The organism is Aquimarina sp. 2-A2 (genome assembly GCF_045505135.1).
GTDB classification, from domain to species: Bacteria; Bacteroidota; Bacteroidia; order Flavobacteriales; family Flavobacteriaceae; genus Aquimarina; species Aquimarina intermedia.
Map to the genome: position 1 here is coordinate 43,028 of NZ_JBJKFI010000006.1, position 25,487 is coordinate 68,514.

General features: G+C 35.6%; 28 protein-coding genes. 23 read left to right on the top strand and 5 right to left on the bottom strand.

Features of this window, described 5'->3' with window-relative positions; genetic code table 11:
* Positions 1 to 30: 30 nt before the first annotated feature.
* On the top strand, positions 31 to 795 hold the full coding sequence (locus ACJRPK_RS13545; RefSeq protein ID WP_407140698.1) for a peptidylprolyl isomerase: 765 nt from the start codon (positions 31 to 33) through the stop codon (positions 793 to 795).
* Positions 796 to 800: 5 nt separating this feature from the next.
* On the opposite strand, the gene ACJRPK_RS13550 is transcribed toward ACJRPK_RS13545, so the two are convergent.
* Positions 801 to 1,517 (bottom strand): RDD family protein, encoded by a 717-nt coding sequence (locus ACJRPK_RS13550; RefSeq protein WP_407140699.1) that lies wholly within the window; start codon positions 1,515 to 1,517, stop codon positions 801 to 803.
* 36 nt (positions 1,518 to 1,553) lie between these two features.
* Here ACJRPK_RS13550 and ACJRPK_RS13555 point away from each other — a divergent pair, with 36 nt between their 5' ends.
* From ACJRPK_RS13555 to ACJRPK_RS13585, 7 genes are all read left to right on the top strand, one after another.
* On the top strand, positions 1,554 to 2,513 hold the full coding sequence (locus ACJRPK_RS13555) for a stage II sporulation protein M (RefSeq protein ID WP_407140701.1): 960 nt from the start codon (positions 1,554 to 1,556) through the stop codon (positions 2,511 to 2,513).
* The gene (locus ACJRPK_RS13560; RefSeq protein WP_407140703.1) at positions 2,510 to 3,397 is read left to right on the top strand and encodes a hypothetical protein; all 888 of its coding nucleotides are present in this window, start codon (positions 2,510 to 2,512) and stop codon (positions 3,395 to 3,397) included. Before ACJRPK_RS13555 ends, ACJRPK_RS13560 begins: the two co-directional genes overlap by 4 nt.
* The gene (locus ACJRPK_RS13565; protein ID WP_407140705.1) at positions 3,387 to 4,151 is read left to right on the top strand and encodes a hypothetical protein; all 765 of its coding nucleotides are present in this window, start codon (positions 3,387 to 3,389) and stop codon (positions 4,149 to 4,151) included. Before ACJRPK_RS13560 ends, ACJRPK_RS13565 begins: the two co-directional genes overlap by 11 nt.
* Positions 4,148 to 5,365: a DUF4350 domain-containing protein gene (locus ACJRPK_RS13570; RefSeq protein WP_407140707.1), complete on the top strand. Its 1,218-nt coding sequence runs from the start codon at positions 4,148 to 4,150 to the stop codon at positions 5,363 to 5,365. Before ACJRPK_RS13565 ends, ACJRPK_RS13570 begins: the two co-directional genes overlap by 4 nt.
* A gap of 41 nt (positions 5,366 to 5,406) precedes the next feature.
* On the top strand, positions 5,407 to 6,438 hold the full coding sequence (locus ACJRPK_RS13575; protein ID WP_407140709.1) for an AAA family ATPase: 1,032 nt from the start codon (positions 5,407 to 5,409) through the stop codon (positions 6,436 to 6,438).
* Positions 6,439 to 6,461: 23 nt separating this feature from the next.
* A complete protein-coding gene (locus tag ACJRPK_RS13580; protein WP_407140711.1) occupies positions 6,462 to 7,775 on the top strand; it encodes a DUF58 domain-containing protein in 1,314 nt (437 codons plus the stop codon).
* A gap of 102 nt (positions 7,776 to 7,877) precedes the next feature.
* Positions 7,878 to 8,831, top strand: coding sequence for a LysR family transcriptional regulator (locus ACJRPK_RS13585; RefSeq protein WP_407140713.1), 954 nt, complete (start codon positions 7,878 to 7,880; stop codon positions 8,829 to 8,831).
* Between the two features lie 20 nt (positions 8,832 to 8,851).
* Here the strand turns inward: ACJRPK_RS13585 and ACJRPK_RS13590 are convergent, their stop codons facing one another.
* The 3 genes from ACJRPK_RS13590 to ACJRPK_RS13600 all read right to left on the bottom strand — a co-directional run bounded on the left by ACJRPK_RS13590 (position 8,852) and on the right by ACJRPK_RS13600 (position 10,527).
* Positions 8,852 to 9,049, bottom strand: coding sequence for a hypothetical protein (locus tag ACJRPK_RS13590; RefSeq protein WP_148782828.1), 198 nt, complete (start codon positions 9,047 to 9,049; stop codon positions 8,852 to 8,854).
* Between the two features lie 133 nt (positions 9,050 to 9,182).
* Positions 9,183 to 9,983, bottom strand: a complete 801-nt coding sequence (locus ACJRPK_RS13595; protein WP_407140715.1) for a TIGR00266 family protein — start codon at positions 9,981 to 9,983, stop codon at positions 9,183 to 9,185.
* Positions 9,984 to 10,062: 79 nt separating this feature from the next.
* Entirely contained in the window at positions 10,063 to 10,527 is a 465-nt protein-coding gene (locus ACJRPK_RS13600) for a DUF4442 domain-containing protein (protein WP_407140717.1), read from the bottom strand.
* A gap of 152 nt (positions 10,528 to 10,679) precedes the next feature.
* Here ACJRPK_RS13600 and ACJRPK_RS13605 point away from each other — a divergent pair, with 152 nt between their 5' ends.
* The 6 genes from ACJRPK_RS13605 to ACJRPK_RS13630 all read left to right on the top strand — a co-directional run bounded on the left by ACJRPK_RS13605 (position 10,680) and on the right by ACJRPK_RS13630 (position 16,696).
* A complete protein-coding gene (locus ACJRPK_RS13605) occupies positions 10,680 to 11,132 on the top strand; it encodes a DUF4870 domain-containing protein (RefSeq protein ID WP_148782831.1) in 453 nt (150 codons plus the stop codon).
* 56 nt (positions 11,133 to 11,188) lie between these two features.
* Positions 11,189 to 11,524, top strand: a complete 336-nt coding sequence (locus ACJRPK_RS13610; protein ID WP_148782832.1) for a PadR family transcriptional regulator — start codon at positions 11,189 to 11,191, stop codon at positions 11,522 to 11,524.
* A 1-nt stretch (position 11,525) separates the two neighbouring features.
* Positions 11,526 to 13,283: a PspC domain-containing protein gene (locus ACJRPK_RS13615; RefSeq protein WP_407140720.1), complete on the top strand. Its 1,758-nt coding sequence runs from the start codon at positions 11,526 to 11,528 to the stop codon at positions 13,281 to 13,283.
* Positions 13,284 to 13,324: 41 nt separating this feature from the next.
* The gene (locus ACJRPK_RS13620) at positions 13,325 to 14,044 is read left to right on the top strand and encodes a head GIN domain-containing protein (RefSeq protein ID WP_407140722.1); all 720 of its coding nucleotides are present in this window, start codon (positions 13,325 to 13,327) and stop codon (positions 14,042 to 14,044) included.
* A gap of 95 nt (positions 14,045 to 14,139) precedes the next feature.
* The gene (locus ACJRPK_RS13625) at positions 14,140 to 15,606 is read left to right on the top strand and encodes a serine hydrolase (protein WP_407140724.1); all 1,467 of its coding nucleotides are present in this window, start codon (positions 14,140 to 14,142) and stop codon (positions 15,604 to 15,606) included.
* A 223-nt stretch (positions 15,607 to 15,829) separates the two neighbouring features.
* A complete protein-coding gene (locus ACJRPK_RS13630) occupies positions 15,830 to 16,696 on the top strand; it encodes a GIN domain-containing protein (protein WP_407140726.1) in 867 nt (288 codons plus the stop codon).
* A 65-nt stretch (positions 16,697 to 16,761) separates the two neighbouring features.
* Here the strand turns inward: ACJRPK_RS13630 and trxB are convergent, their stop codons facing one another.
* A complete protein-coding gene (trxB, locus tag ACJRPK_RS13635; protein ID WP_407140728.1) occupies positions 16,762 to 17,730 on the bottom strand; it encodes a thioredoxin-disulfide reductase in 969 nt (322 codons plus the stop codon).
* A 162-nt stretch (positions 17,731 to 17,892) separates the two neighbouring features.
* On the opposite strand from trxB, the gene ACJRPK_RS13640 reads away from it, so the two are divergent.
* From ACJRPK_RS13640 to ACJRPK_RS13680, 9 genes are all read left to right on the top strand, one after another.
* Positions 17,893 to 18,528: a trimeric intracellular cation channel family protein gene (locus ACJRPK_RS13640; protein WP_148782838.1), complete on the top strand. Its 636-nt coding sequence runs from the start codon at positions 17,893 to 17,895 to the stop codon at positions 18,526 to 18,528.
* 75 nt (positions 18,529 to 18,603) lie between these two features.
* On the top strand, positions 18,604 to 19,134 hold the full coding sequence (locus ACJRPK_RS13645) for a hypothetical protein (protein WP_407140730.1): 531 nt from the start codon (positions 18,604 to 18,606) through the stop codon (positions 19,132 to 19,134).
* A 483-nt stretch (positions 19,135 to 19,617) separates the two neighbouring features.
* Complete coding sequence (locus ACJRPK_RS13650; protein ID WP_407140732.1) at positions 19,618 to 20,232, top strand: hypothetical protein; 615 nt, start codon at positions 19,618 to 19,620, stop codon at positions 20,230 to 20,232.
* 123 nt (positions 20,233 to 20,355) lie between these two features.
* On the top strand, positions 20,356 to 20,802 hold the full coding sequence (locus tag ACJRPK_RS13655; protein ID WP_407140734.1) for a hypothetical protein: 447 nt from the start codon (positions 20,356 to 20,358) through the stop codon (positions 20,800 to 20,802).
* 50 nt (positions 20,803 to 20,852) lie between these two features.
* Positions 20,853 to 21,665 carry an OmpA family protein gene (locus ACJRPK_RS13660; RefSeq protein WP_407140736.1) on the top strand — a complete coding sequence of 271 codons (813 nt, stop codon included), beginning with the start codon at positions 20,853 to 20,855 and terminating at the stop codon, positions 21,663 to 21,665.
* 128 nt (positions 21,666 to 21,793) lie between these two features.
* Entirely contained in the window at positions 21,794 to 22,195 is a 402-nt protein-coding gene (locus tag ACJRPK_RS13665; protein ID WP_407140738.1) for a DUF983 domain-containing protein, read from the top strand.
* Complete coding sequence (locus ACJRPK_RS13670) at positions 22,192 to 22,827, top strand: Crp/Fnr family transcriptional regulator (protein WP_148782846.1); 636 nt, start codon at positions 22,192 to 22,194, stop codon at positions 22,825 to 22,827. Before ACJRPK_RS13665 ends, ACJRPK_RS13670 begins: the two co-directional genes overlap by 4 nt.
* Before the next feature lie 67 nt (positions 22,828 to 22,894).
* Entirely contained in the window at positions 22,895 to 24,616 is a 1,722-nt protein-coding gene (locus ACJRPK_RS13675; protein WP_407140739.1) for a SulP family inorganic anion transporter, read from the top strand.
* A 140-nt stretch (positions 24,617 to 24,756) separates the two neighbouring features.
* Positions 24,757 to 25,290 (top strand): GNAT family N-acetyltransferase, encoded by a 534-nt coding sequence (locus ACJRPK_RS13680; RefSeq protein ID WP_407140741.1) that lies wholly within the window; start codon positions 24,757 to 24,759, stop codon positions 25,288 to 25,290.
* Positions 25,291 to 25,487: the final 197 nt, after the last annotated feature.

Consider the following 25,487-nt stretch of genomic DNA (forward strand, 5'->3'; position numbering starts at 1 on the left):
TTTTTGGAATCAATTGTTTAAATGTTTCAAATGTCATTGACCAGAATTGTTTTAAAGTATAGCCTGTTTATATGGGTTTTTATTATTTCGAGTTGTGAAGATACACAATCTACTAAAAATAAAAACACCCAGTTTACTAATGATCCTTCAAAAAAAGTTAAAACTGAATCAGGCTTAAAAGAAAGCCTTACTACTGATACTGTTAACCCACAAATTGAGCAGTCTGCTTCCTCAAAAGATACCCTCTCTAAAATTACGAACGATAATCTGATAGAATTCATGACGGCATATGGTGCCGAAAACCCGGAAACCTTAGTTGAGATCTCAACACGTTTAGGAAGTTTTAAAATTAGGTTGTATCAAAAAACTCCTATTCATCGCGCTAATTTTATTTACTTGGTAAATGAAGGGTATTTTGACGAAACATTTTTTTATCGTGTTGCTAAAAATTTTGTGATTCAGGGAGGTAATAGCGATCGCAATCAAATGGCATTAAAAAGGTTCGAAATTGGCGATTACACAGTACCGCAAGAACAAGTTAAGGGCTTAAAACATACACGAGGTGCTGTAGCTTTATCAAAACGTTGGGTAGACAATCCTTCAAACAGATCAACTCCATACGAGTTTTTTGTAGTTGTTGCAAAAAATGGAGCACATCATCTGGATGGTGAGCATACTATTTTTGGAAAGGTAGTAGAAGGCATGGACGTAGTTGATAAAATTTCGAATGTTCCGGTTGACCAAAGCGAGTGGCCCAAAAAGAATATTTTTATAAAGGCCCAAGTGATACAATAAAAGACTTATGCTTGTTCCGCATAATATTTATAATCTTCTAGTACTCGACTTATAAACTCAGCGGGAGGTGGTATTGGAGTTATTTCCAAAACTTGCGATACTCTATCGGCTAATTGTTCTAAAACTTTTTGTTCACGATGCGCTCGAGCATCATAAAACAATCTCTTTATTTTCTGAATATCCGAATCGTTGAACATAGTTACCTGAGGATAGGTTGGTTGGTAATCCTCGGGTAACTCTGCAAATATCGTATGTTTATGAGGTATGCGATTACGTTCACTAATCACTGTGGTATTTGCTGCCAGATCACCTAAACGCTGCCCTGTTCCTTTGAACACAATGGTAACAATAGCAATACTACCAAAGCCTAACGTAATATCTATAATTCGTAGCAACCAGCGCGTTAGATAATTAGAAAATGTAGGCGGCGTGCCATCAACGCGTACCACCCGAAGATTTACAAGAGCTTTACCAGGGGTTCTTCCATTCCATAAGGCTTCCCATAACAGATAATACAGCAATACAGGTAAACTTATAATCATTTGCGATACCCAACCTTGTGATAGACTACTTCCCAACTGACTCATTAGCAATACAGCCAAAATCATATAAGCGATCAAAAATAGTGAATCTAAAAAAAAAGCTAGAATACGATCTCCTACGCCCGCAACATTTTGCTGAATACTCACATTTTGCGCCGTTTCTATTTGAAAGTTATCCATGAATTATGTTACTTTATCCTCTTAATTTAATGATCCATGCGCGAAGCGGCATTTGTGAAGCAAAATAAGAATAAATGGTTAAGATTTGAAAGTGTTTTAGATAATACTACTCAGATTTCTCCAAAAGAGCTTTCGGATCTATATATCGAGGTAACAGATCATTTAAGTTATGCGCAAACTTTTTACCCTCAAAGTCAAACCTTGGCTTACTTGAACACTATTGCTTCAAAAGCACACCATAAAATTTATAAAACAAAAAAAGAAAAACGTAATCGTTTGCTCTCTTTTTGGTTAAAAGAGTTTCCTACGGAATTTTATTATTATCAAAAAGAATTACTCATTGCGTTTTTGATTGCTGCTTTGTTCACTGCTATTGGTGCGTACTCTGCAGCTACCGAAGGAGCATTTGTAAGATCTATTTTGGGAGATACGTATGTAAACATGACCTTAGAGAACATTGCGAATGGTGACCCCATGGCGGTTTACAAACAAATGGGAGAGGCTGATATGTTTCTTGGTATCACTATTAATAATATTCGGGTGGCCTTGTTATGTTTTGTCTTTGGAGTACTTTTTGGAATTGGCACACTCTTTATTTTAATGCAAAATTTTATAATGTTGGGATCTTTCCAATACTTTTTTTATGAAAAAGGGCTCCTTTGGGAAAGTGCCAGAACAATTTGGATACACGGGGTTATTGAGATTTCAGTAATTATTATAGCTGGCGCCGCAGGACTGGTAATTGGTAAATCCATACTTTTTCCTAAAACATATACACGGCTTACCTCTTTTGTTCGAGGTACCAAAGCTGGTCTTAAAATTGTTATAAGTACCATCCCATTTTTTATCATAGCCGGTTTTCTCGAAGGATTCGTAACCAGACATACCGAAATGCCTGACTGGCTTGCCATCTTTATCATTACCGCTTCTGTTATTCTAATTTGTTACTATTATATTTTCTACCCAATACGATTACATAAAACTACCCATCAATGAACGCTTCAAAGAAGATAAATTTTAGACAAAAACGTGAACTAGGTGACATCATCAATGATACCTTTTCCTTTTTGCGAAATCATGCCAAAGCTATGTTAACAGTTCTGGCAAAAACTGCAACTATACCCTTTCTGTTAGCTGTAGTAGCAACAGGATATTACACACAAGTCTCTTCAAAAATTTTTAATCCCGGTGGCTACTCCCCTTACGACATAGGAGATACTGGCACTATTTTTATTGCAATGCTTTTTTTATTTATTACGATGATTTTGTTCTATGCAGTTTTGTTTAGTACTGTATTACATTATATAAAAGCATACATAAGAGACGAAAATGCAATTGACGTAGACGAGATTAAAAATCAAGTAAGCGAAAATTTCATGAAATTTCTGGGACTTGGTATACTGTCCAGTCTAATGGTCGGTTTCGGTTTTATGCTTTGTTTTCTACCAGGCATTTACTTCTATGTTCCCTTAAGTTTAGTTTTTGCTATTATGGTATTCGAAGGAGGCTCTACGACAGATGTCATTTCAAAAAGTTTTGAGTTAATCAAAGGGCAATGGTGGGTAACATTTGGGACATTGCTAGTTGTTGGCGTGTTAGTGTCCCTAATCGGTCTTATTTTTTCTGTTCCGGCGATGATTTACACCTTTTCTAAAGGTTTTGTAGCTGCTTCAGAAAGTTCTTATCTTGATTCCGCTGATAGCATCGATTGGATTTATGTGGGATTAAACACCCTATCATCGGCAGCTCAATACATCTTATATACCATCTCTGCAGTAGCTTCTGCATTTATTTATTTCAATTTACATGAACGAAAATATAATACCGGAGCCTTGGAAGAAATTAATACGATAGGAAAAGATCATCATCTTGAAGAATAAAATACTGATATTTTATATTTTCTGTTTGAGTTTTGGATCGCATCAGGCAGCGGAATTCAAAAGTGTTGAATCTGATAGTGCTCAAATTCAAATTGACACTTCAAGTGTTCTAGAACCGTTATTTTTTGACCGAACAAGACTATCAGAATATAAAAAATCCAAAGATTTTGATTATACCGAAGTACCGGTTGAAGATTCTTGGTGGACACAATTAAAGCATTGGTTACAAGAGTGGTGGCATAAATTACTTGCTTCCTTATTTGATATAGATGAAGTTTCGGGAGCATGGTTGATTATCCTGGAAATTTTGCCATACCTGCTACTTTTGGGCATTTTAGGACTTATCGTGTGGCTATTTATACGTGGTAAAGTGGGGCGAATGCTTGATGAAAAAGAAGAATTTCCCGATAGCTTATTTCAAGAGGATCAAGAAATTATAAAAAATCAAAATATTTATCAGTTAATAGAACATGCCGTCGCAAAAGCTAACTATCGTTTGGCCATTCGTTATCAGTACCTTTTGGTTATAAAACTTTTATCCGATGAGGATCACATTCTATTGGTTGCACAAAAAACAAACGCAGATTATGTTTTGGAGCTTGAGTCAACTTTACTAAAATCTGGTTTTAAAGATCTTACACAGGTATATAATTTTATATGGTATGGTAATTTTGAGGTGGACAGTAAGAATTATAAACGCTTCGAAATCAAATTTGAACAGTTTCGTAATATGATCACTTCAGCATCCATATGAGTAAAGGATATAAAATAATTGCTATATTACTATTGGGACTGCTCGCGCTTCTCACATATTACGAAGCCACAGAGCCAGCACCTATCAATTGGTACCCTAGCTATTCCAAGTTGGATAAGATTCCGTTAGGCACTTACGTTTTTTATAATGTTTTAAAAGAATCCCATAAAAAAATTCAGGAAGTTAACACCTCTCCGTATGAATTTTTAGCAAGCAGCGATTCCATAAACGGAGTGTATTTTTTTGTAAATGGACATGTCAATATTGAAAATGAAGAACTAGATCAGGTATTGCAATGGGTTACGAATGGGAATACATTATTTATTTCTGCAAAAACTATAAGCCATCAACTGTTGGACACCTTAAATCTTACCGCTGATCATCTGATTTCACTTAAATCTATTGAGACCAAACCGGAAATTGCACTAACCAATTCCAACCTACCGGGTGATGATAACTATCACTACAATCGTGATATACATATTCCTTATTTCTCGAGTATTGACACATCTGCTACTAAAGTTTTGGGTACGGTAAAACTTTCAAATACTACTGATAGCCTACAACAAAGGCAATTTAATTTTGTATCTCAGTCTTTTGGAGACGGACAAATTTTGCTTCAAATGTTTCCTGAAGCTTTTGGTAATTATTTTATGTTGACAGATGAAAACTACCAGTACACAGAAAATACTTTGGCCTATATAGATCACAATCAACCTTTATTTTGGGATAATCATTACAAATCCGGAAAAACTACCTATTCCTCTCCCCTATACTTATTGTTCAGAACCAAATCATTAAAATGGGCATATTACACCATAATTTTTGGCTTAGTTCTATTTGTGATTTTTGAAGGGAAACGCAAACAGCGAAGTATCCCTGTGGTCAACCCGCTTCAAAATCAATCGGTGGCATTTGCACAAACGATTAGTGCCATGTACCTTGAAAGAAATGATCATAAAGCTATTGCTATAATGCAAATTCAGGAGTTTCTAAACTTTTTACGTGAAGAGTTCCGCTTAACGATTGATGAATTTTCCGGCATAGATTATAAAGAGATTTCATTAAAAAGTGGTAACTCGATCAAAGAGACAAAGCAGCTTTTTGAAGACATGCAAGCTATTAAAAACAAATCAAGCGTTACCAATGAAGAGCTTATTAAATTTGTAGCCAAAATAAAAGCATTCAAAATATCTTATATTGAACAAAAATGAAACTGAGAACTACAGCTGAGTTCATCAAATAAAAAAAATCCATGACAGACCAAGACTCAAATAAAACACCCATCAACACCGATGATAATACGGCTAATTCATCCTTGTCTTTTAAAAACAGAATAGACCTTACTGACTTGCAACAATCCTATAGCAGCATTAAAAAGGAGCTATCAAAAGTGATTATTGGTCAGTCTGACTTTGTTGAGTTACTTATGGTTGCTCTGTTGACAGAAGGACATGTCTTAATTGAAGGCGTTCCCGGTATCGCAAAAACGATAACGGCCAAATTATTTGCCAAAACATTACAGACTGACTTTAGTCGTATTCAATTTACACCAGATCTTATGCCAAGTGATGTTTTAGGTACATCAATCGTAGATCTCAAGACAAGCGAATTTGTCTTTAAAAAAGGTCCTGTTTTTTCAAATATCATTCTTATTGATGAGATCAATCGTGCTCCCGCAAAAACTCAGGCGGCTTTGTTTGAGGTAATGGAAGAAAAACAGATTACTATGGATGGGGTTCGTTATGTAATGGAACCTCCCTTTATGGTGTTAGCAACTCAGAATCCGATCGAACAAGAAGGAACCTACACCCTACCAGAAGCGCAGTTGGATCGATTCTTATTTAAGATAAAAGTAACCTATCCAACGTTTGCAGATGAAGTTGAAATATTAAAATCACATCATGAACGTACGGTTAAAGATCCGTTAGAACTCATAGATGCTATTCTGGACATAGATAAGCTTCTCGAATATCGCGACAAGGTTCAACAAGTGTTTATAGAAGAAAAGTTGCTTCAATATATTGCAGAAATTGTTACCAAGACCCGATCCCATCCTCACTTATACCTGGGAGGTTCGCCCCGGGCATCTATAGCTATCATGAAAAGCGCCAAGGCTTTTGCTGCCATTGATGGTCGTGATTTTGCTACGCCGGAAGATATTAAGAAATCAGTTGCACCGGTTATGAGGCATCGGGTTATCGTTTCTCCTGAAAGAGAAATGGAAGGTATGACCGAGGAAAAAGTTATGCAACTAATTCTACAATCTATAGAAATTCCACGATAATTGTGATCCGATTTTTCAAATCTTTGTATCTCACAGATCGCACCTATTATGTATTGGGTGCCATTATCCTGTTATTTTTTATATCGTATTGGATTGTGGCCTTATACCCATTTGTTTGGTTGTTATGCATAGGAATTTTTATCATTTTTGCTTTAGATTTTGCCGCCTTGTATGGTCTAAAAGATGGGATTGAGGGTTCCCGGGAATTAGCTGATAAATTTTCTAATGGCGATTACAACGAAGTTCAAATACGCTTAGAAAACAGATATCGATTTAGGATTAGAACCGAAATCATTGATGAAATCCCCTATCAGTTCCAAAAACGAGATTTTAATAAAACACTGACTGTAGATGCAGCGTCACAAACTCAATTTACGTATCAGCTAAAACCGCTAGCCCGAGGTGAATACAAATTTGGGTTTCTTAATGTATATATAAGTTCTCGTATCGCTTTGATCAAAAGACGCTATAGATTTGAAAAAGAGTATATTGTAAAAGTGTATCCCTCTTTTATACAGATGAAAAAGTACGATATTTTAGCATTGGATACCCGGTCCTATATTTTGGGAGTACGCAAGACCCGACGTATTGGACATACCATAGATTTTGAACAAATCAAAGAATATGTAACCGGTGATGATGTTCGCTCCATTAATTGGAAAGCAACGGCAAAGCGAGGTAGTCTCATGATTAATCAATTTCAGGATGAAAAATCTCAACCCGTATATTCCATTATCGATGCGAGTCGGGTCATGAAAATGCCGTTTAACGGATTATCATTACTGGATTATGCCATCAATAGCAGTTTATCTTTTTCGAATATCGCCATACGGAAACAAGATAAAGCAGGGCTTTTAGTGTTTTCTAATACGGTCTCTAGCTTTTTGCCACCTATGGGAAAACGCAGTTATATAAATGTGATCTCTGAAACACTTTACAATATTAAAACGGCTTTTTTGGACGCGGATTATGGGACTTTGTATGCCCATGTAAAACAAAAAATTACTCAGCGTAGTCTCCTTTTATTATACACAAATTTTGAGCATTTTTCTGCGTTAGAACGTCAGCTACCGTATTTAAGAACTTTGGCAAAAAAACATATGCTTGTTGTCATATTTTTCAAAAACACAGAGCTTGACAGCCTAATAAATTTACCCGGAACCTCAATCCCGGAAATCTATCAACAAACTATCGCACTCCAATTTGCACAAGAGAAAAAGCGAATGGTGAAAGAGTTACAGAAATACGGGATACAAACAATACTTACTACTCCGCAACAGTTGACTACAGATACCATTAATAAATATCTCGAAATAAAGGCAAGAGGCATTTTATAGAATTACTACTTCATTTTTAATATAAAGAAAATAGATTTTTAAAAATTTACGCATAATTTTTATCAATAGCTTTTGTATCTTCGTAGCGTAAAAGAAAAAAAAATGACGATCACTCAATTACGTTACGTATTAGCGGTAGCAGAACATCAAAATTTTACGAAAGCAGCAGAAAAGACTTTTGTGACTCAACCCACCTTAAGTATGCAAATACAAAAATTGGAAGATGAGTTGGACATACAAATTTTTGATAGAACCAAAAAACCTATAGAGCTTACCGAAGTTGGTAAAAAACTTGTGCAGCAGGCTCGCAATATTGTTAATGAAAGCGAACGTATTCAAGATATTGTGGATCAGCAAAAAGGATTTATTGGAGGTGAGTTCAAATTAGGTGTCATTCCAACGGTAATGCCTACCCTTTTACCGATGTTTTTAAATACGTTTATAAAGAAATATCCTAAAATAAAACTCAAAATTGAAGAACTCAATACTGAGACGATCATCCAACGATTATTAGACGGTCATTTGGATGCCGCAATTGCCGCTACACCCCTTGAGCATATGCACATAAAGGAGCGAGTGCTGTATTATGAACCTTTTGTAGGATACATCCCTCCAATGCATCGCCTTAACCAAAAGAAAAAAATTGATGTTGCCGATTTAGACATTGATGACATGCTATTGTTAGAAGATGGACACTGCTTTAGAGATGGAATTATCAACCTGTGCAAAATTGATAAAAATTATGATGACGATCACTTCCAGTTAGAAAGCGGAAGTTTTGAGACCTTGGTAAAATTGGCTAATGAAGGTTTAGGCATGACATTACTACCGTATCTTCATACGCTAGATATAAAAGAAGATGAGAAGCATAATCTACATTACTTTAACGAACCAAGCCCTGCGCGGGAGGTGAGCTTGATTTATAATAAAAGTGAATTGAAGATGCAAATTATCGAAGTACTTCACAATACCATTGCTGGCATTGTAAAAGGCGCGATAACATTTCAGAACGTACAAATTATCAGCCCGCTCGGAAAAATAAAAAGCGACTCGTAAGTCGCTTTCCATTTCAATATTTACTTTTTTAAATACACCAGACACGGTTGTAATTCTGGTCTATTGAGCGCTAGAGATTGAATCCAAATTTTTAATTCGTCGATCTCATGTGGAAGTAAGCGTTTCATTGCTTTGATAACTTCCTTTGTAAACAAATTTACATCAAAACTTACTTTGTCTAGCACAGTTTTGGTGTAATCAAACATTGCTCTAGCCATAAATTTTAGGGGTTTAAAGTTGTTAGTTATCCTACATTTATTTGTAGGAATTTATTTACGCTGTTAACGTTGTCTAAACGAATATAGCGAAATAAATCCAAAATTATTGTTTTTAATCCGTTATTTAACATTGTTAATATTTGTTATCGCCATCCAAGAGATCACCGATACCTCCTAGAATACTCCCTTCCCCTCTACTTTTACCACCTTCTCTTGGAGCTAAGGCTAATACCCTATTTGCCAATCGACTAAAAGGTAATGATTGAATAAATACTGTACCCGGACCTGTCAAGGTCGCAAAAAATAAACCTTCACCTCCAAAAATGGTGTTTTTGATACCTCCTACAAATTCGATATCATAATTTACCTCTTTGCTAAATCCGATGATACACCCCGTGTCTACTTTGAGTTGTTCTCCGGCGGCAAGATGCTTTACAGCCGTAGTTCCACCTGCGTGTACAAAAGCCATACCGTCACCTTCTAATTTTTGCATGATAAATCCTTCTCCGCCAAAAAGTCCACGGCCTAATTTTCTTGAAAATTCAATTCCGACAGAGACGCCTTTGGCTGCACATAAAAACGCGTCTTTCTGACACACAAATTTGCCATGAAATTGCGTTAAGTCTATGGGAATTATTTTACCCGGATATGGAGAGGCAAAACTAACCTTCTTTTTACCATTCAATTCATTATAAAAAGCCGTCATAAAAAGACTCTCACCTGTAAGCAATCGTTTACCTGCTCCAAATATCTTTCCCATAAATCCTCGATCGTTCTCAGAACCATCTCCAAATATGGTATCCATCTTTATGCCGGTCTCCATCATCATAAAACTTCCTGCCTCGGCTATAACCCCTTCCTGTGGATCAAGTTCTATCTCCACATATTGCATTTCTTCTCCGTGTATTTCGTAATCAATTTCGTGTGCTGTCATTATAGTATGTTTAGTTATTGTACATTCTATCTATACGACGTTAACAAAAAAAAATTGTTACAAGAAGATTGAGGATTTCTTAAACTTTTGATTGTTTTACTTTGATTGTCCACTCAAAATTGAACTGAGAGACTTCGATACCTTCACAATTCTTCCCTACAGATCGCATCCATACGGTTTGACCTTCTCCGGTTGCAATCGCTCTTTGAATTCCTTCTTTAATTAGCGGTCCATCTGTGCATTGAAAGGTAATCCTGCCAGTTGCTTTTTTTGTAAACGTAGCGTTATTCTGAGCAACTAACATAGAAATTTTCTTTTTAGAATCTTCTATATACCCAACTACTAATGCTCCCGTACTAAGCTCTGCTGCCATTCCTTGAACTGCCCAAAACATCGAATTAAAAGGGTTTTGGTTGATCCATTTGTGCGTAACACTCACGGTACATTGCTCATTGTCAATAGATTTTACCCGCACCCCACATAGCCATGCCGAAGGAAGTTTAAAAAGACTGAAAAGGTTTAATTTACGCGGTGTAATGGTCATAAGTATCATTTTAGACTCCTAAAATATTTATAATAAACATACCGTGCAAATTAAACTTATATCTTAAATAAATGTTAAATTATGGTACTATGTTTTGCATAATACCTTTTTTTAAACATATATTTGCATAAGCAACTATTATATCATTCATCATGTCAGACACTAATCACAAAAACATCGCAACTTTTATTCACTTAGGAATATTCTCTAAATTTTTTATTCCTTTTGGAAATTATATCATTCCAATAATTCTATGGTCGACTAACAAAGACAAATCTAATTTTGTAAATAGCCATGGAAAAGAAGCTATCAATTTTCAATTAAGTATTCTTTTATATACTATAATTTTGGGAACACTTTCTTTTCCTTTTTTTGTATTTAATTTTTTTAAACATATGTCAATTTCCGATATCATGCATGGACATGATTGGCATATCAATTTTGATCACAGTGGAGGCTTATGGATGCTCGCTGGTGCCTCTTTTATAGGTATTATAGCCCTGATAGGATTCTTCTTAGAAATTATTTTTATAATCAATGCTGCAATCAAAGCTAAAAACGGAGAATTATATCAATACCCGCTTACTATAAAATTTATTAAGTAAAAATTACAATCATCAATCAATCAAAATGAACAGTTTAACTTTTAAAAAATCTCTTTATGAAGATCGAAAACACAAAAGCGCAGATGCGCAAAGGTGTTCTAGAATATTGCATTCTTTCTATACTCAAGGATGATGATGCCTACGTGGCAGAAATTCTTGAAACATTAAAAGACGCAAAAATGCTAGTTGTAGAAGGCACTATCTACCCCTTATTAACCCGCCTCAAAAATGCAGGTTTACTTAGCTATCGCTGGGAGGAATCTACCTCAGGACCCCCTAGAAAATATTACGGACTCACAGATACCGGTAAAGTATTTTTGACCGAACTTAACACAACTTGGAGCGAACTACAGGGCGCTGTAAACTTGGTAACCAAACAAAAAAATAAATAAAATGAACAAGACAGTTAATATAAATCTTGCCGGAATATTTTTTCATATTGATGAAGACGCCTATATGAAACTTCAACGGTACCTTGACGCCATAAAACGTTCATTTACCGATTCCCAAGGAAGAGACGAGATCATCGCTGATATTGAAGCCAGAATTGCTGAGCTTTTTAATGAAAAAATTAAAGATGAGCGTCAGGTAATTGGACATAAAGAGGTAGATGCCGTAATAGAAGTTATGGGACAACCTGAGGATTATCAAATTGACGAAGACATTTTTGAAGATGAACCAAAAACAACAACTCAAGCAGCCCCACAACGGTCTAAATCTCTTTTTAGAGATACAACAAACTCCTACGTAGGAGGTGTAAGCAGCGGCTTAGGTCATTATTTGGCCATAGATCCTGTTTGGATTCGATTAGCTTGGATTCTGTTTACAATTTTCTCGAGCGGTGGGTTTATCCTCATTTATATCGCATTATGGATTTTTGTTCCAGAAGCAAAAACTACGGCTGATAAACTAGCTATGAGAGGAAAACCGGTAAACATCAATACGATTGAAAAAAAAATAAAGGAAGGTTTCAATGATGTTGCAGATTCAGTAAAAAATGTAGATTATCAAAAGTATAGCTCAAAGGTAAAGAGCAGTTCTACTTCTTTCTTTGATGCCTTAGGAGATGTGCTTATTTTTCTTTTCAAAATTGCTATAAAATTCATCGGAGTCATATTAATGATCGTCGCAGGTGTGACACTTATAAGTTTATTCTTTGGTCTGTTTGCTGTAAGTACTTTTGGTGTAATTGATACGCCGCTAAATGAACATTTACAAGTATTGAATCATAGTGATGTTTCTATTTGGTTGATCGCTATCTTTACCTTTCTAGCCGTAGGGATTCCTTTTTTCTTTCTTTTTATTTTGGGTCTAAAGATTATGATACCTAATCTAAAATCAATCGGAACTACAGCAAAACTTGGTCTTTTAGCTTTATGGATTATTTCAACCGTTGGATTAGCTGTCATAGGAATTCGACAGGCCACGCTCGAAAACTACACTGCAGAGGTAGTTACAGAAGAAATCATTCTTCCTATTAGTAAGAATGATACACTGCAAGTAAAAATGAAGAATAACAGAAGATACATACACCATTTATCCCATCGTAACGACTACAGCATTCGTAAAGATCCAAAAGGAAATAAAGTGATTGTATTACAGGATGTTCGGTTATACATCAAAGAAAGCACTGATTCCATAGCTCGTATTTCAATCCTAAAAAAAGCTGAAGGGTTTTCATACGATAACGCCAGCAATGCTGCCGACGCTTTACTTTATAAGTATGAGTTAAAAGATAATGTGTTAATACTAGATGGGTACGCACTAACGGCTATCAAGAATAAATACCGGGATCAGGAAGTTCAAATAATTCTTTCACTTCCTGAAGGTACAACGGTATTAGCAGATAAGAACACCTACAGTTATAACAATTCATGGAAATTTGATGAATATATCTCTTTATCAGGTAAAGAAGGAAAATATGTTACTCTTAAGGAAGGTAGTTTTACTTGTGACGACTGTCTAGATAATGAAGTGGATGGTGAGTGGAAATATAAAGAATGGAACGATGATGAGAATCAAAATGACTATAACTCAGACGAAAATGAGGAATTTAATCTTAAAATAGATGAAGATGGCCTAGAACTTAATAACGAACCCGTAAAAGTAAAAATCGACGAGAATGGTATAGAAATCAAAACCAAAAATTAAAACAATCAAAAATCGAACAGTAATTTTAAACTAATCACCTTATGACAACTTTAGCCAAAATTTTAGTAACTCTTTGTTTAACCTTAGTGTGTTGTTCCTGTAATATTCCGTTTAACGGAGTAAAAGGAACAGGAAAAGTTATACAAACCGAACGTGCAATCAGCCAACCGTTTAATCGTATTAAAGCAAGTAGCGGTCTGGACGTTATTTTATCAAAAGATATTGACGACAAAATTATCATTGATGCCAATGAGAACCTACATGATCTAATTGATATTTATGTAAAAGATGAGACGCTTGTTATCAAGTCAGAAGAAAATATCTATAGTGCAGATCAAAAAAGTGTATTGATCTCCTATGAAACTTTAGAAGAAATTGCTGTTAATAGTGGAGCGAGTGTCACCTCGACTCAAGTGATTGAACAGCCAAAAATGAAATTAAGTGCAACAAGTGGGGCTGATATTGAATTAGAGATTAAATCAGAATCCTTAACTACTTCGGCCACCAGCGGAGCCTTTATAGAAATATCGGGAATGGTAAATTCTCATAAAGTTTCTGCCACCAGCGGAGCAGTAATTAAAGCACAGGAAGTGCTGAGTTTAGTTACCGAGGCAAAAGCAACCAGTGGAGCTTCAGTTAAGGTTCATGCTAAAAATGAATTTAACGGACGTGCTACAAGTGGTGCAAGTGTTCGATATTTCGGAGCACCGGAAAAAGTATCAGAGGTTGATAATTCCGGAGGAAATGTAAGTCGTAATTAATCCAAAAATGAGGATGATCCATGTATGATGCAAAAAAAATGTAACTTACTGATATCATTCACCATAAAACTTTACACAAATTATATCTCTTTAAAATGAAAACAATATATCGTTATCCAACACGCTCCATTTCGTTAACCATAATAGTAGTTGCTCTCCTAGCCTTTGGCACCACATTTGGCCAGGATAAAGCTGATCAGATTGATAAATTAATGAAGACCTATCATGTGTATGATCAATTCAATGGTTCCATATTGGTCGCAGATAAGGGCGATGTCATATACAGCAGAGGCTTAGGCTTGGCCAATATGGAGTGGGACATTCCTAATGCTTCAGATACTAAACATCGATTAGGTTCGATTACTAAACAATTTACTGCTGCTTTGATTCTTCAATTTGTAGAACAAGGAAAATTGGATTTAAATGCACCTATCACTAAATATCTTAAAAATTATCCTAAAGCACAGGGTGATAAGATAACCATTCATCATTTATTAACGCATAGTGCGGGGATACCGAATTATACAAGTTTAGAAACTTTTCAGGATATCTATAGAAATCCATATACACCAAAAGAATTCTTAACGGTGTTTCAGGACTCCGTATTACAATTTAATCCGGGGGAAAAATTTGCATATAGTAACTCCGGCTATTTCTTGTTAGGTGTCATCCTGGAAGAAGTTTCCGGAAAAGCTTACGAAACTCTATTACATCAGAATATCCTAAATCCTTTAAACATGACAGCCACAGGATACGATCATCACGATCGCATTCTCAAAAACAGGGCTACAGGATATGACAGAGAAGGAAAAAAGTACACTAATTCTAAGTATTTAGACATGTCCTTGCCGTATGCTGCAGGATCTATGTATTCTACCGTTGAAGATTTGTATACTTGGGATCGTGCTTTATATACAAACAAGGTACTCACACAAAAATCTCGAGACCTTATGTTTACTGCGTATATGCCTACGGGTAGAGCTTCTTATGGATACGGATGGAGTATCGGTAAAGAAAAAGTAGCTAATCGCGATAGTATTACAGTGGTAGAACACGGAGGCGGAATCAATGGCTTCAATACGTTGATATACCGCATCCCCGAAGATAATCATGCTATTATTTTATTAAATAATACAGGAAGAATCGAACTGTTTGATATGGCCAAGGAGCTTACCAAAATCTTATACGATCAGCCTTTTGAAATGCCAAAACAATCGTTGGCTCTAGCGGTTATGGAGTCTATCAAATCACAAAACATCGAAAAGGGCATGAAGACTTTCGAAACCCATCAAAACAATAAGGATTACAATCTTAACGAAAATGAAATGAATCGTGTGGGCTATTATTTTCTTCAGAATAGCAAAACAAAAGAGGCTATCGAAGTTTTTAAAATGAATGTGGTGGCTTTTCCGGAATCATCAAATGTTTATGATAGCTTAGGGGAAGCTTACTTTATGGACAAGCAAAATGAACTTGCTCTCAAAAATTACAAAAAATCACTTGAATTAAATCCGGAAAACGAAAATGCTGAAAAATTTATCGAAAAAATAAAGAACCAATAATAGTAAGGCGAGTACATCGTACTTGATTTCACAAAAAAAATTATCACAATCCTATCATAGGCCAAATGATAGGATTTTTTTATCATATTTTTTAAAGTTACTCGTTAGAAGTATAGACATCAGATAAAAATAATTTATGAAGCTGTAACATGAATTTGCGCATAGAGTCTTTTATCTTTGCACTAACAGTATCCGAATTATTGTTTTATCGAAAAATCACACTATGAACATCTTGAAACAACTACCTATCCTACTTGTATTAATCTTTGTTACCGGTACGAGTATTGCTCAAAAAGAACGTCTTAAGGGAAATAAAATCGTTATGACCGAGCTTAGAGAAATTGATGCTTTTCATACCATCAAAGTTGAAGATAACTTTGAGATAAGCATTCAGGAAGGGTTAGAAAATTCGGTCGCCATCAAAGCTGATAGCAATCTACAAGATGCTATCATCCTTACAGTTCAAGATAGTATTCTCAAAATAGTTTCTGACAAAGACATACGACGCGCCAAATCGTTACATCTCACGATTTCGTATACCACCATTTTAAAACATATTGAACTACGTAACGAGGTTAAATTGACCACTGCCGGTCTGGTAAATGCAGAAAAACTCTCTTTACACCTGTATGACCAGACAGAAGCTTTTATGTCTACCGAGTCCACAAAATTTACTGCATACGCGTATGGAAAAGCGTCGGGAGAGTTTCATACCAAAGCAGAGGAAGTTTCTTATCAAGTAAATGAAAATTCGGAAATCCAAGGTATTGTTACCGCTGACAGCCTAAAGGTAGACCTGTACCAAAAAGGTTCTAGTAAATTGGAAGGAAAAGTTAACGGTGCATTAATACGTGTTGACAATTCAACTAATTTTAGAGGAGAAAAACTTAGTATCAATACAGCCAAACTCATTGCCGAGGGAGGAAGTGATTGCTATCTATTGGTTAATGAATTTTGTACTATTGAAGCCAAAGATACCTCCGAAATTTATCTTCTGGGTGAGCCCAAAGTAAACTTGGAAATTTTTAGCGGTGAAGCTTCACTTTATAAAAAGGGACTGGACTATTCTCCCAGTTTATTGAAGTTGTAAAAAAAACCCCTAAACATGTATAAAAGTTGAGGGGTTGATTTAAAAAGTATAAATTTAACCGCCAATTAAGCAGTTACTTCTTCACCTGATTCTACAGTGGCAAGATATCGCTCTGCATCGAGGGCTGCCATACAACCGGTACCTGCCGCAGTGATTGCCTGACGATATTCCTTATCTTGAACATCTCCAGAAGCAAACACACCAGGAACATTAGTTTTAGTCGTTTTTCCTTTTGTAATGATATATCCGGTATCATCCATATCCAATTTACCTTTAAAAATTTCGGTATTTGGCTTATGACCAATAGCTATAAATAATCCGGTAATAGCAATCTCCTCTTTCTCTCCGCTTTGATTATTCACCATACGTAATCCTTCGACTACCTGATCTCCCAAGACCTCATCAACTTCGGTATTATAAAGTACTTTGATATTTGGAGTACTATTGACACGATGCTGCATCGCTTTGGATGCTCTCATTTCGTCTTTTCTAACTAACATTGTTACACTTGAGCAGATATTTGCTAAGTATGTAGCCTCCTCGGCAGCAGTATCTCCTGCTCCCACAATTGCTACATCCTGACCTTTATAAAAGAATCCATCACAAACGGCACAGGCGGACACTCCCCCACCTCGTAAACGCTGTTCACTTGGCAGTCCTAAATATTTTGCTGTAGCACCCGTCGAAATGATGACTGTTTCTGCTTCAATTTCTTTTGAGTTATCAACGATCACTTTATGGATACCTCCTAATTCTTTGCTGAAATTTACTTCGGTTACCATCCCGATACGTACTTCGGTTCCAAAGCGCTCAGCTTGTTGTTGGAGTTGTACCATCATTGTAGGACCATCAATACCTTCAGGATACCCGGGAAAATTATCAACTTCGGTAGTTGTAGTTAATTGCCCGCCGGGCTCCATACCTGTATACATAAGAGGTTTCATGTCAGCACGCGCTGCATAGATAGCTGCTGTATAGCCAGCAGGACCGGATCCTATAATAAGACACTTTACTTTTTCAATAGTTTCAGACATAATCAATTCAGTTTACATTGGTAAAAGTAGTAATTCGAGCTAAAAACTTACAATAAAGTTATTAAGAAAAGTTATAATCTTATAATATTAAGTTATGAAAAAACAGCCTAAGAGTTCTTGGATATCCCTTCTAAATGGTACATTTGCCCAAAATTTCAATCAATGGTTATTGAGCTTACCGTATTTGATATACTCGATATTTTAGGAACAATGGCATTTACGATCTCAGGTGCTTTGAGTGCTATGAATCGTAGACTTGATTTATTCGGTATTTTCATTATTGCATTTGTTACCTCTGTGGGTGGAGGTACCGTACGGGATGTCCTCATTGGTCAGACCCCCGTGGTTTGGATGCAGAACACCACTACTATTTATTTAATTAGCTTGGTTACCCTCTTCGCAATTGTTTTCAGAAACAAACTTGATTATCTTAAAAAATCAGTCTTTTTATTTGATACTATAGGATTAGGGATTTTTACAATTACAGGAGTAGAGACTGGTATTAGAGCAGGTTTAGACCCTATTGTGTCTGTTGCTTTGGGAACTATTACTGGATGTTTTGGAGGTGTAATACGGGATATATTATGTAATGAAATTCCGGTAATCTTTAGAAAGGAAATTTACGCTACAGTTACCATCGTTGGGGGTATCTGCTTTATGTTTATGTATAGCATTGGCTTAGATATGACATTGACCTATATCGCTACTACACTTCTAATTATTGTTATACGGTTATTGGTAGTGACTTACCAGATAACGTTGCCCTCGTTTACAGTAAAAAACCCAAACATTGATTGAATTAATTAAAAATCAGTACCTTAAACAAATTATAAAATTTTTATTTTCCCGATTTAATCTAAAATCCTACTAGTTATGTCAAGCATTTTTAATCAAGTTTTAATACTTTTCTCTACACTTTTTAATGTCAATTCTGAGATAGTGGCAGATAGGTCAGAGCTTCTTCTGGATTTACAGAACCAAACTGCGACTATTACCTATTATGATTTGGAAACATCTGAAAATGTTGAAAAATTATTTATCCAAGAAGATTTAAAGCGTATAAAGCAAGCTACGAAGTTTACCTCCTCCTACGAATTTCTAAGTTTATCTAACGTTGCCGTAGAAGCCAAAAAAAATTCTGTAGATATCACGATCACCTTTACGTTTGACAAATTTAGTGACGTAGGTAAGTTTATTAATCTCAAATTGGTAGATGGTAAAATCATCTTTCCGCAAATGGAAATGGAAAAAGTAACCTCATCCAACGGCAAGAAAATGAAACTAGAAGAGTTAGATATAATAGCATGGGATGCTACAACGAAAATTTTTGAATTAGCTATCAAACGTGATAAGAACATTGATAGGTATCAAAATTTTGAAACTATTGCGCCTTATTTTGAGTAACAAAACCTAACAGCAAAACAAAACTTTAGGAAAAACACTTTTCATTGCATTAACCAGTATCACTTTAAAAAAGCTCAGTATCTTTGTTGAAAAATTTTTCAATCCATTGTGAGGATTCTGTTTTCTATACTATTACTGGCGACATTAGTACTACGGCCTGCAATTGAGATAAGTAATATCCTCTATTACCAACTTAATATTGATTACATCGTTGAAAAATATTGTGTAAACAAAGAGCGTCCCAGTCTTAATTGTAATGGAAAATGTTATTTAATGAGTCAAATAAAGACTCAAACCCCATCGCAAGAGAAGATACCTAAAACTACTATAAGTACTGAAGCTTTCATCCCTTTATTTTTTGAAGATCTATCTGTCCAAATTGAACAAAATAACAATTTTTCTATAGAGACTTACACGCTAATACCGGATTTTGGATTTCTATACTTTTGCTAATCACCTTAGCAGGAGGTTTCCCCTGGACCGATGTATTTGGTAAAAACTTCAAGTGGGTACAAAAAATCACTCATACAGGATCCGAATGACTGGAATGGTATCACGATTATCTCCACTCGAGATGGACTTCCTATCACACTTGATCAAATGATAGCTACCGCAAAACAGGAGAAGCTTCCCGGTATTACAAAAATAACTTTACCTCAAAATAAAACTGGTGTGTTTAGTGTATCTAATACTTATCCTCTAGATCAATCACAACAAGTCATGCTGCATTTTGATCAATATACAGGTAAAACGTTGGTGAAAAAAAAGTGGAATGATGTAGGTGTTTTAATGCGAGGCCGTATGTGGGTAATGGCATTTCATCAAGGTCAATTTGGCAACTGGAATTGGTTGCTAATGCTGTTTACAGCCTTATTTTTGATTATAATGAGTGTAGCCGCGATTACGCACTATTTGGTAAGAAAACGAAAAAACATTTGGGGCGTTCCCAATGTACCTTCCAGTTTTACCGCAGGGTATTGGGTGTTGGGAAGTATTATTTTTCTAAGTATTGTCTTTCCGCTTTTTGGCGCTAGTATTTTTCTCATAGCAACCACAAACTATATATATCGTAAGAACAAACAATTTACATCTTCATGATCTGAAAGACTTTCAGCAAAAAACTGGATTTTTTTCTAGTGTACAACTATTTGTAAGAATTTACGTTTATATCAAAAAAATACTGAGAAGTATCAATATATTTGAATGATAAAAAATTATACCATGACTAAACTAAGTAACCTAGTATTCATACTTGCAGCCTTGCTTCTTACGTACAGCTGTGATTCCCTATCTAAAGAAGAAGAAGCTTTTGACAAAAAAATGCAAGAAATAATCGATGTTCACGATGAAGTGATGCCAAAAATGGGAGAAATGAGTGCATTGATTAAAAATCTTGAGTCAAAAATTGACACTACAAATGCTACTAGAAATTATAAACAAGCGCAACAAAATTTAAAAGACGGATATGATTTTATGATGGAATGGATGAGCGATTTTAGTCAGAAATTTCCACATGATGAAAAAAACAAAGAACTCTCTAAAGAAGAGCTCAATGCTAAAATGAAAATTTTAGAGCAAGAGGAAGTCGAAGTTAAAGAATTGAGAGATCAAATAAATTCAAGCATTCAAAACGCCAAATCAGTATTAAAAATTACTGAAGAGGAATAGTCTTAAAAACTGGAGAAAATTATATTTTAGCAGCAACAAATCATATATTCATGAATAAGTTATACACCCTATTTATTCTTCTTGTAGTATCCTTTCAAACGATGAATGCTCAGAAGAAAAAAGATCTACTTGAAGAAATCAGTCAATTACGTCAGGAACTTAGAGTTTCGCAAGGCCAAGTAAGTGATTGCCAGCGCAAGGAGGTAGCTAGTCAAGCACAAATCGCCTCACTAGAAAGACAGGTGGAAGATCTACGAGAATCTAACACCTCCTTACTTTCTAATATGGGGAGTTTCACTGCACTATCAAAGAAAAAAGCAGAAAATCTAGAGTCTTCTTTAGTTAGTTTACAGTTAAAAGACAAAAAGATTAATGCGATCAACGATGCTTTTAGCAAAAATGACTCGATTAAATTAGCGGTGCTTACAAAGTTCAAACAAGCCGTTGGTAACGATGCAGCTATCGGTGTTCAACAAGGAGCTGTTTATATTACCATACCTAATAGCCTACTTTTTGGTGATGATGATAAAAATTATAGTCTTCAAGATAAGTCTAAAGCCTTATTGAGCCGTATAGGTACTGTGCTGGTTGCTAATCCTGATCTAAAAATTGCTGTTGAAGGTAATAGTAATGCACTTAAATTTGAAAAAACTGAATTGAGAAGTAACTGGGATTTGAGTTCATTACAGGCCGCTGCTGTTATCCAAAGTTTACAAGAAGAGTTTAAAGTACTTCCCAAACAAATGGAAGTCTTGGGAAAAAGTGAATATGCTACTGAGGGAATTGAAACCGTTACACGAATTCGTGTTGATCCGGGTTTCAAAGACTTTTATATTCGCATCAAAGATAATATGAAGGAGTAATCTTCTTACTTAGCTATAAACAAAAAAATCTTACATTATCGTAAGATTTTTTTGTTTATAGCTGTTCTATGTAACCTTTGTTACCAACTAAAATTGGAGTTTTTGTACCTTTAACTAAAATACAAGCTATGTTTGGTAAAGGCTCAAAATTGTATAGTATTCTCTTTTTGAAATGTCCAAGATGTCATGAAGGAGATTTTTTAGAATCACATCCTTATACGTTTTCTGATTTTAATAAGGTAAAAGAGCGATGTGAAAATTGTGAACTCAAATATAGTATCGAACCTAGCTTCTATTATGGTTCAATGTATGTCTCTTACGGTGTTGGTATAGCACTAGCAGTGGCTGTTTTTGCAACCCTATATTTGTTAGGATTAGATTTACAACCATTAACCATATTTTTTAGCATCCTTACCACCTTAGTTTTGCTGATGCCCTATATAGGTGCAATTTCTAAATCTATTTGGGCTAATCTTTTTTTTAAGTATGATAAAGAGTTTGCGATGAAAGTTAAACAATCACAACCATGATCCAGGAATTAAAAAAAAGTTATGGCCATCAATTTGAAGATGCCTTATTACAGGAAATTGCACAAGTCAGTACTTTTAGAGAACTTCCCGCAGGATACAAACTCATGGAAATCGGTGATTATGTGAAAGGTATGCCGCTACTGGTATCCGGAGCTATTAAGGTTTTACGCGAAGATAAAGATGGTGATGAATTACTGCTTTACTATCTGGAAAAAGGGGATACTTGTTCAATGACAATGACTTGTTGTATGGGTGAAACTAAAAGTGAAATCCGTGCTATTGCAGAACGCGATACCAAACTCATTATGGTGCCTATTCGCAAGATGGAAGAATGGATTACCAAATATAAGAGTTGGCGTAACTTTGTATTCGAAAGTTATCACAATCGTCTTAATGAGATGCTGCTGACAATAGACACGATCGCATTTGATCGAATGGATGAACGATTGGTTAGCCATTTGAAGGAGAAAGCCAGGGTGAATAAGGACAATGTGCTATATCAAACGCATCAAGAAATTGCTTATGAGCTCCACAGTTCACGTGTCGTTATTTCACGATTACTCAAAAAACTTGAAAGACTTGGTAAGATTGAACTGCATCGTAACCACATAACCATTGTTGATTTATCCTAGTTGTGTAACTCATGTTACTGTAAAATCTCTTAGCATCTCATAATTTTGACATTCTTATAAGTGCACTATGTTAAAAAAATATCTTCCTATACTACAATGGTTACCAAAATATCAGAAGGAGTACCTCTCAGGTGATCTAGCTGCCGGTATTACCGTTGGTATTATGCTGATTCCACAAGGAATGGCTTATGCTATGATTGCCGGTCTTCCTCCTGTCTTTGGGTTATATGCCTCTTTAATTCCTCAAATTATTTACGCATTATTGGGCACCTCAAGACAACTTGCTGTAGGTCCTGTGGCCATGGATTCATTGTTGGTCGCCTCAGGATTAGGAGCATTGGCTATTTCGGGTATTGATCAATACATCGCCATGGCTATATTTTTAGCGTTATTCATGGGTATAATTCAATTAGCGCTTGGGTTATTTCGCATGGGATTTTTGGTTAATTTTCTATCAAAACCAGTTATAAGTGGATTTACCTCAGCAGCCGCAATTATCATAGGTTTAAGTCAGTTGAAGCATTTATTAGGTACTTCTATTGAACGAAGCAATCAAGTTCATCTGGTTATTCTGAACGCCATAGACACAATTGATCAAACAAATTTGTATACGGTAGGCATTGGTATTGCTGCGATTATATTAATAAAAGGATTACAGAAAATTCATAAGAGTATCCCGGCTGCCTTGGTGGTTGTAGTGGTATCTATTCTAGGAATGTACCTAGGAGAACTTAACGACTTAGGTGTCAAAATTGTTGGCGAAATTCCGCAAGGTTTACCAGAGTTTGGCGTACCAACGGTAGATTATTCTCGTATTTCTGATTTAGTTCCTATTGCCCTAACACTGGCGTTGATTGCTTTTATGGAAGCTATATCGGTCGCAAAGGCCGTCGAAGAAAAACATTCTGACTATGAGGTGGATGCTAATCAGGAATTAATCGCACTGGGAACAGCCAATATTGTAGGATCATTTTTTCAATCGTATCCAACTACAGGTGGGTTTTCAAGAACTGCGGTTAATGATCAATCCGGAGCCAAAACCGGGATTGCTCCTCTGGTAAGTGCGCTGATCGTTGGACTGACCTTACTTTTTCTTACGCCACTATTTTATTATTTACCCAATACAGTTTTGGCCGCTATTATTATGGTAGCGGTGTTTGGACTCATTGATATTAAATATCCACTTCAGCTCTTAAAAAATGCTAAGGATGAATTTTTTCTACTGCTCATTACGTTCGCGATAACATTATTTGTGGGCATCAAAGAAGGCATTTTACTAGGAGTCTTATTGTCCTTGTTGCTTCTGGTCTACAGAACTTCGAATCCTCATATTGCCATACTCGGTAGGATAAAGAATACAGATTATTTTAAAAATGTATTACGTTTTGAAAATACCGTAGAAATTCATGAAGAAATATTAATTCTACGGTTCGATGCTCAGTTATATTTTGGAAACAAAGATTATTTTAAGAATGAATTACAAAAACATATACTAAAGAAAGGAAGTTCATTAAAATATGTGATACTCAATGCAGAGGCTATCAATTACATAGACAGTAGTGCTACAAATCTGTTGTTTAATCTAATCGAAGAGCTGAAACAGAAACAAATAACGCTACTAATAGCTGGAGCTATAGGTCCTACACGTGATATCATCTTTAAGACCGGCCTTGCAGAGGTGATCAAACGTGACCATTTATTTGTCAAAACTAGCGAAGCTTATAACTATGCACTCAATATGGGGGAGCGTACCGAAATACAACAAAAAATCACAACCCAAACCCAATAATCCATAAAAACACACAGCCCTACGCCAATTATATGTAGGTTTTTATAACTATCAACCTGTCTTAGCATATCAAGTTCAAAACATTTTTTGATTTTGGGGCAAAAAAGTATAGCTTAGCTAAACATCACAACCAATTGGAAATGGATTTGAAGGTAAGAGAATTAACCAGTAAAGATATACCTCAGATAGTAGCGTATTGGCATACATCTCCGTCTGATTTTTTAGAAGGCATGGGTGTTGATCTCACAAAACTTCCGTCTCGGGAGTCGCTTAGCAAGATGTTATCTAATCAATTAGCTTTGCCTATCAAAGAAAGAGCCTCCTATGCGCTAATTTGGGAATGTGATGGTGTAGCTGTTGGACACTCTAATGTAAATGCAATTAGTTATGGTCAACAAGCTAACATGCACTTACACCTTTGGACAACACCATATCGAAAGCGTGGTATGGGTACAGAATTAGTTAAGAAATCCCTTCCTTTTTACTTTAACAATTTAAAATTACAACTTCTAATTTGTGAGCCCTACGCTTTAAATCCGGCACCAAATAAGACCCTGGAAAAGGTTGGGTTTACCTATGAAAAAACCTATCGAACAATTCCGGGATCCTTAAATTTTGAGCAAGATGTCTGCAGGTGGGTGTTAGATCGTGAACAGTTGGAAGTTCTTTTCTAATCTAATGCTATTTTTTTTTCGTTTTGATAATCTTATTTCACGACATCAATGATTCGCTTTAGTATTTAAATACGGTTCAAGTTTTCCATTCCTTACTTTAGCGTTATAACCACGTTAAACTCTGTTAAACCTCTCTTTAAATGTAACATAAGTTACACTACTTCTAAACGATACTTTCTAATTTTAAAAGAAATAAA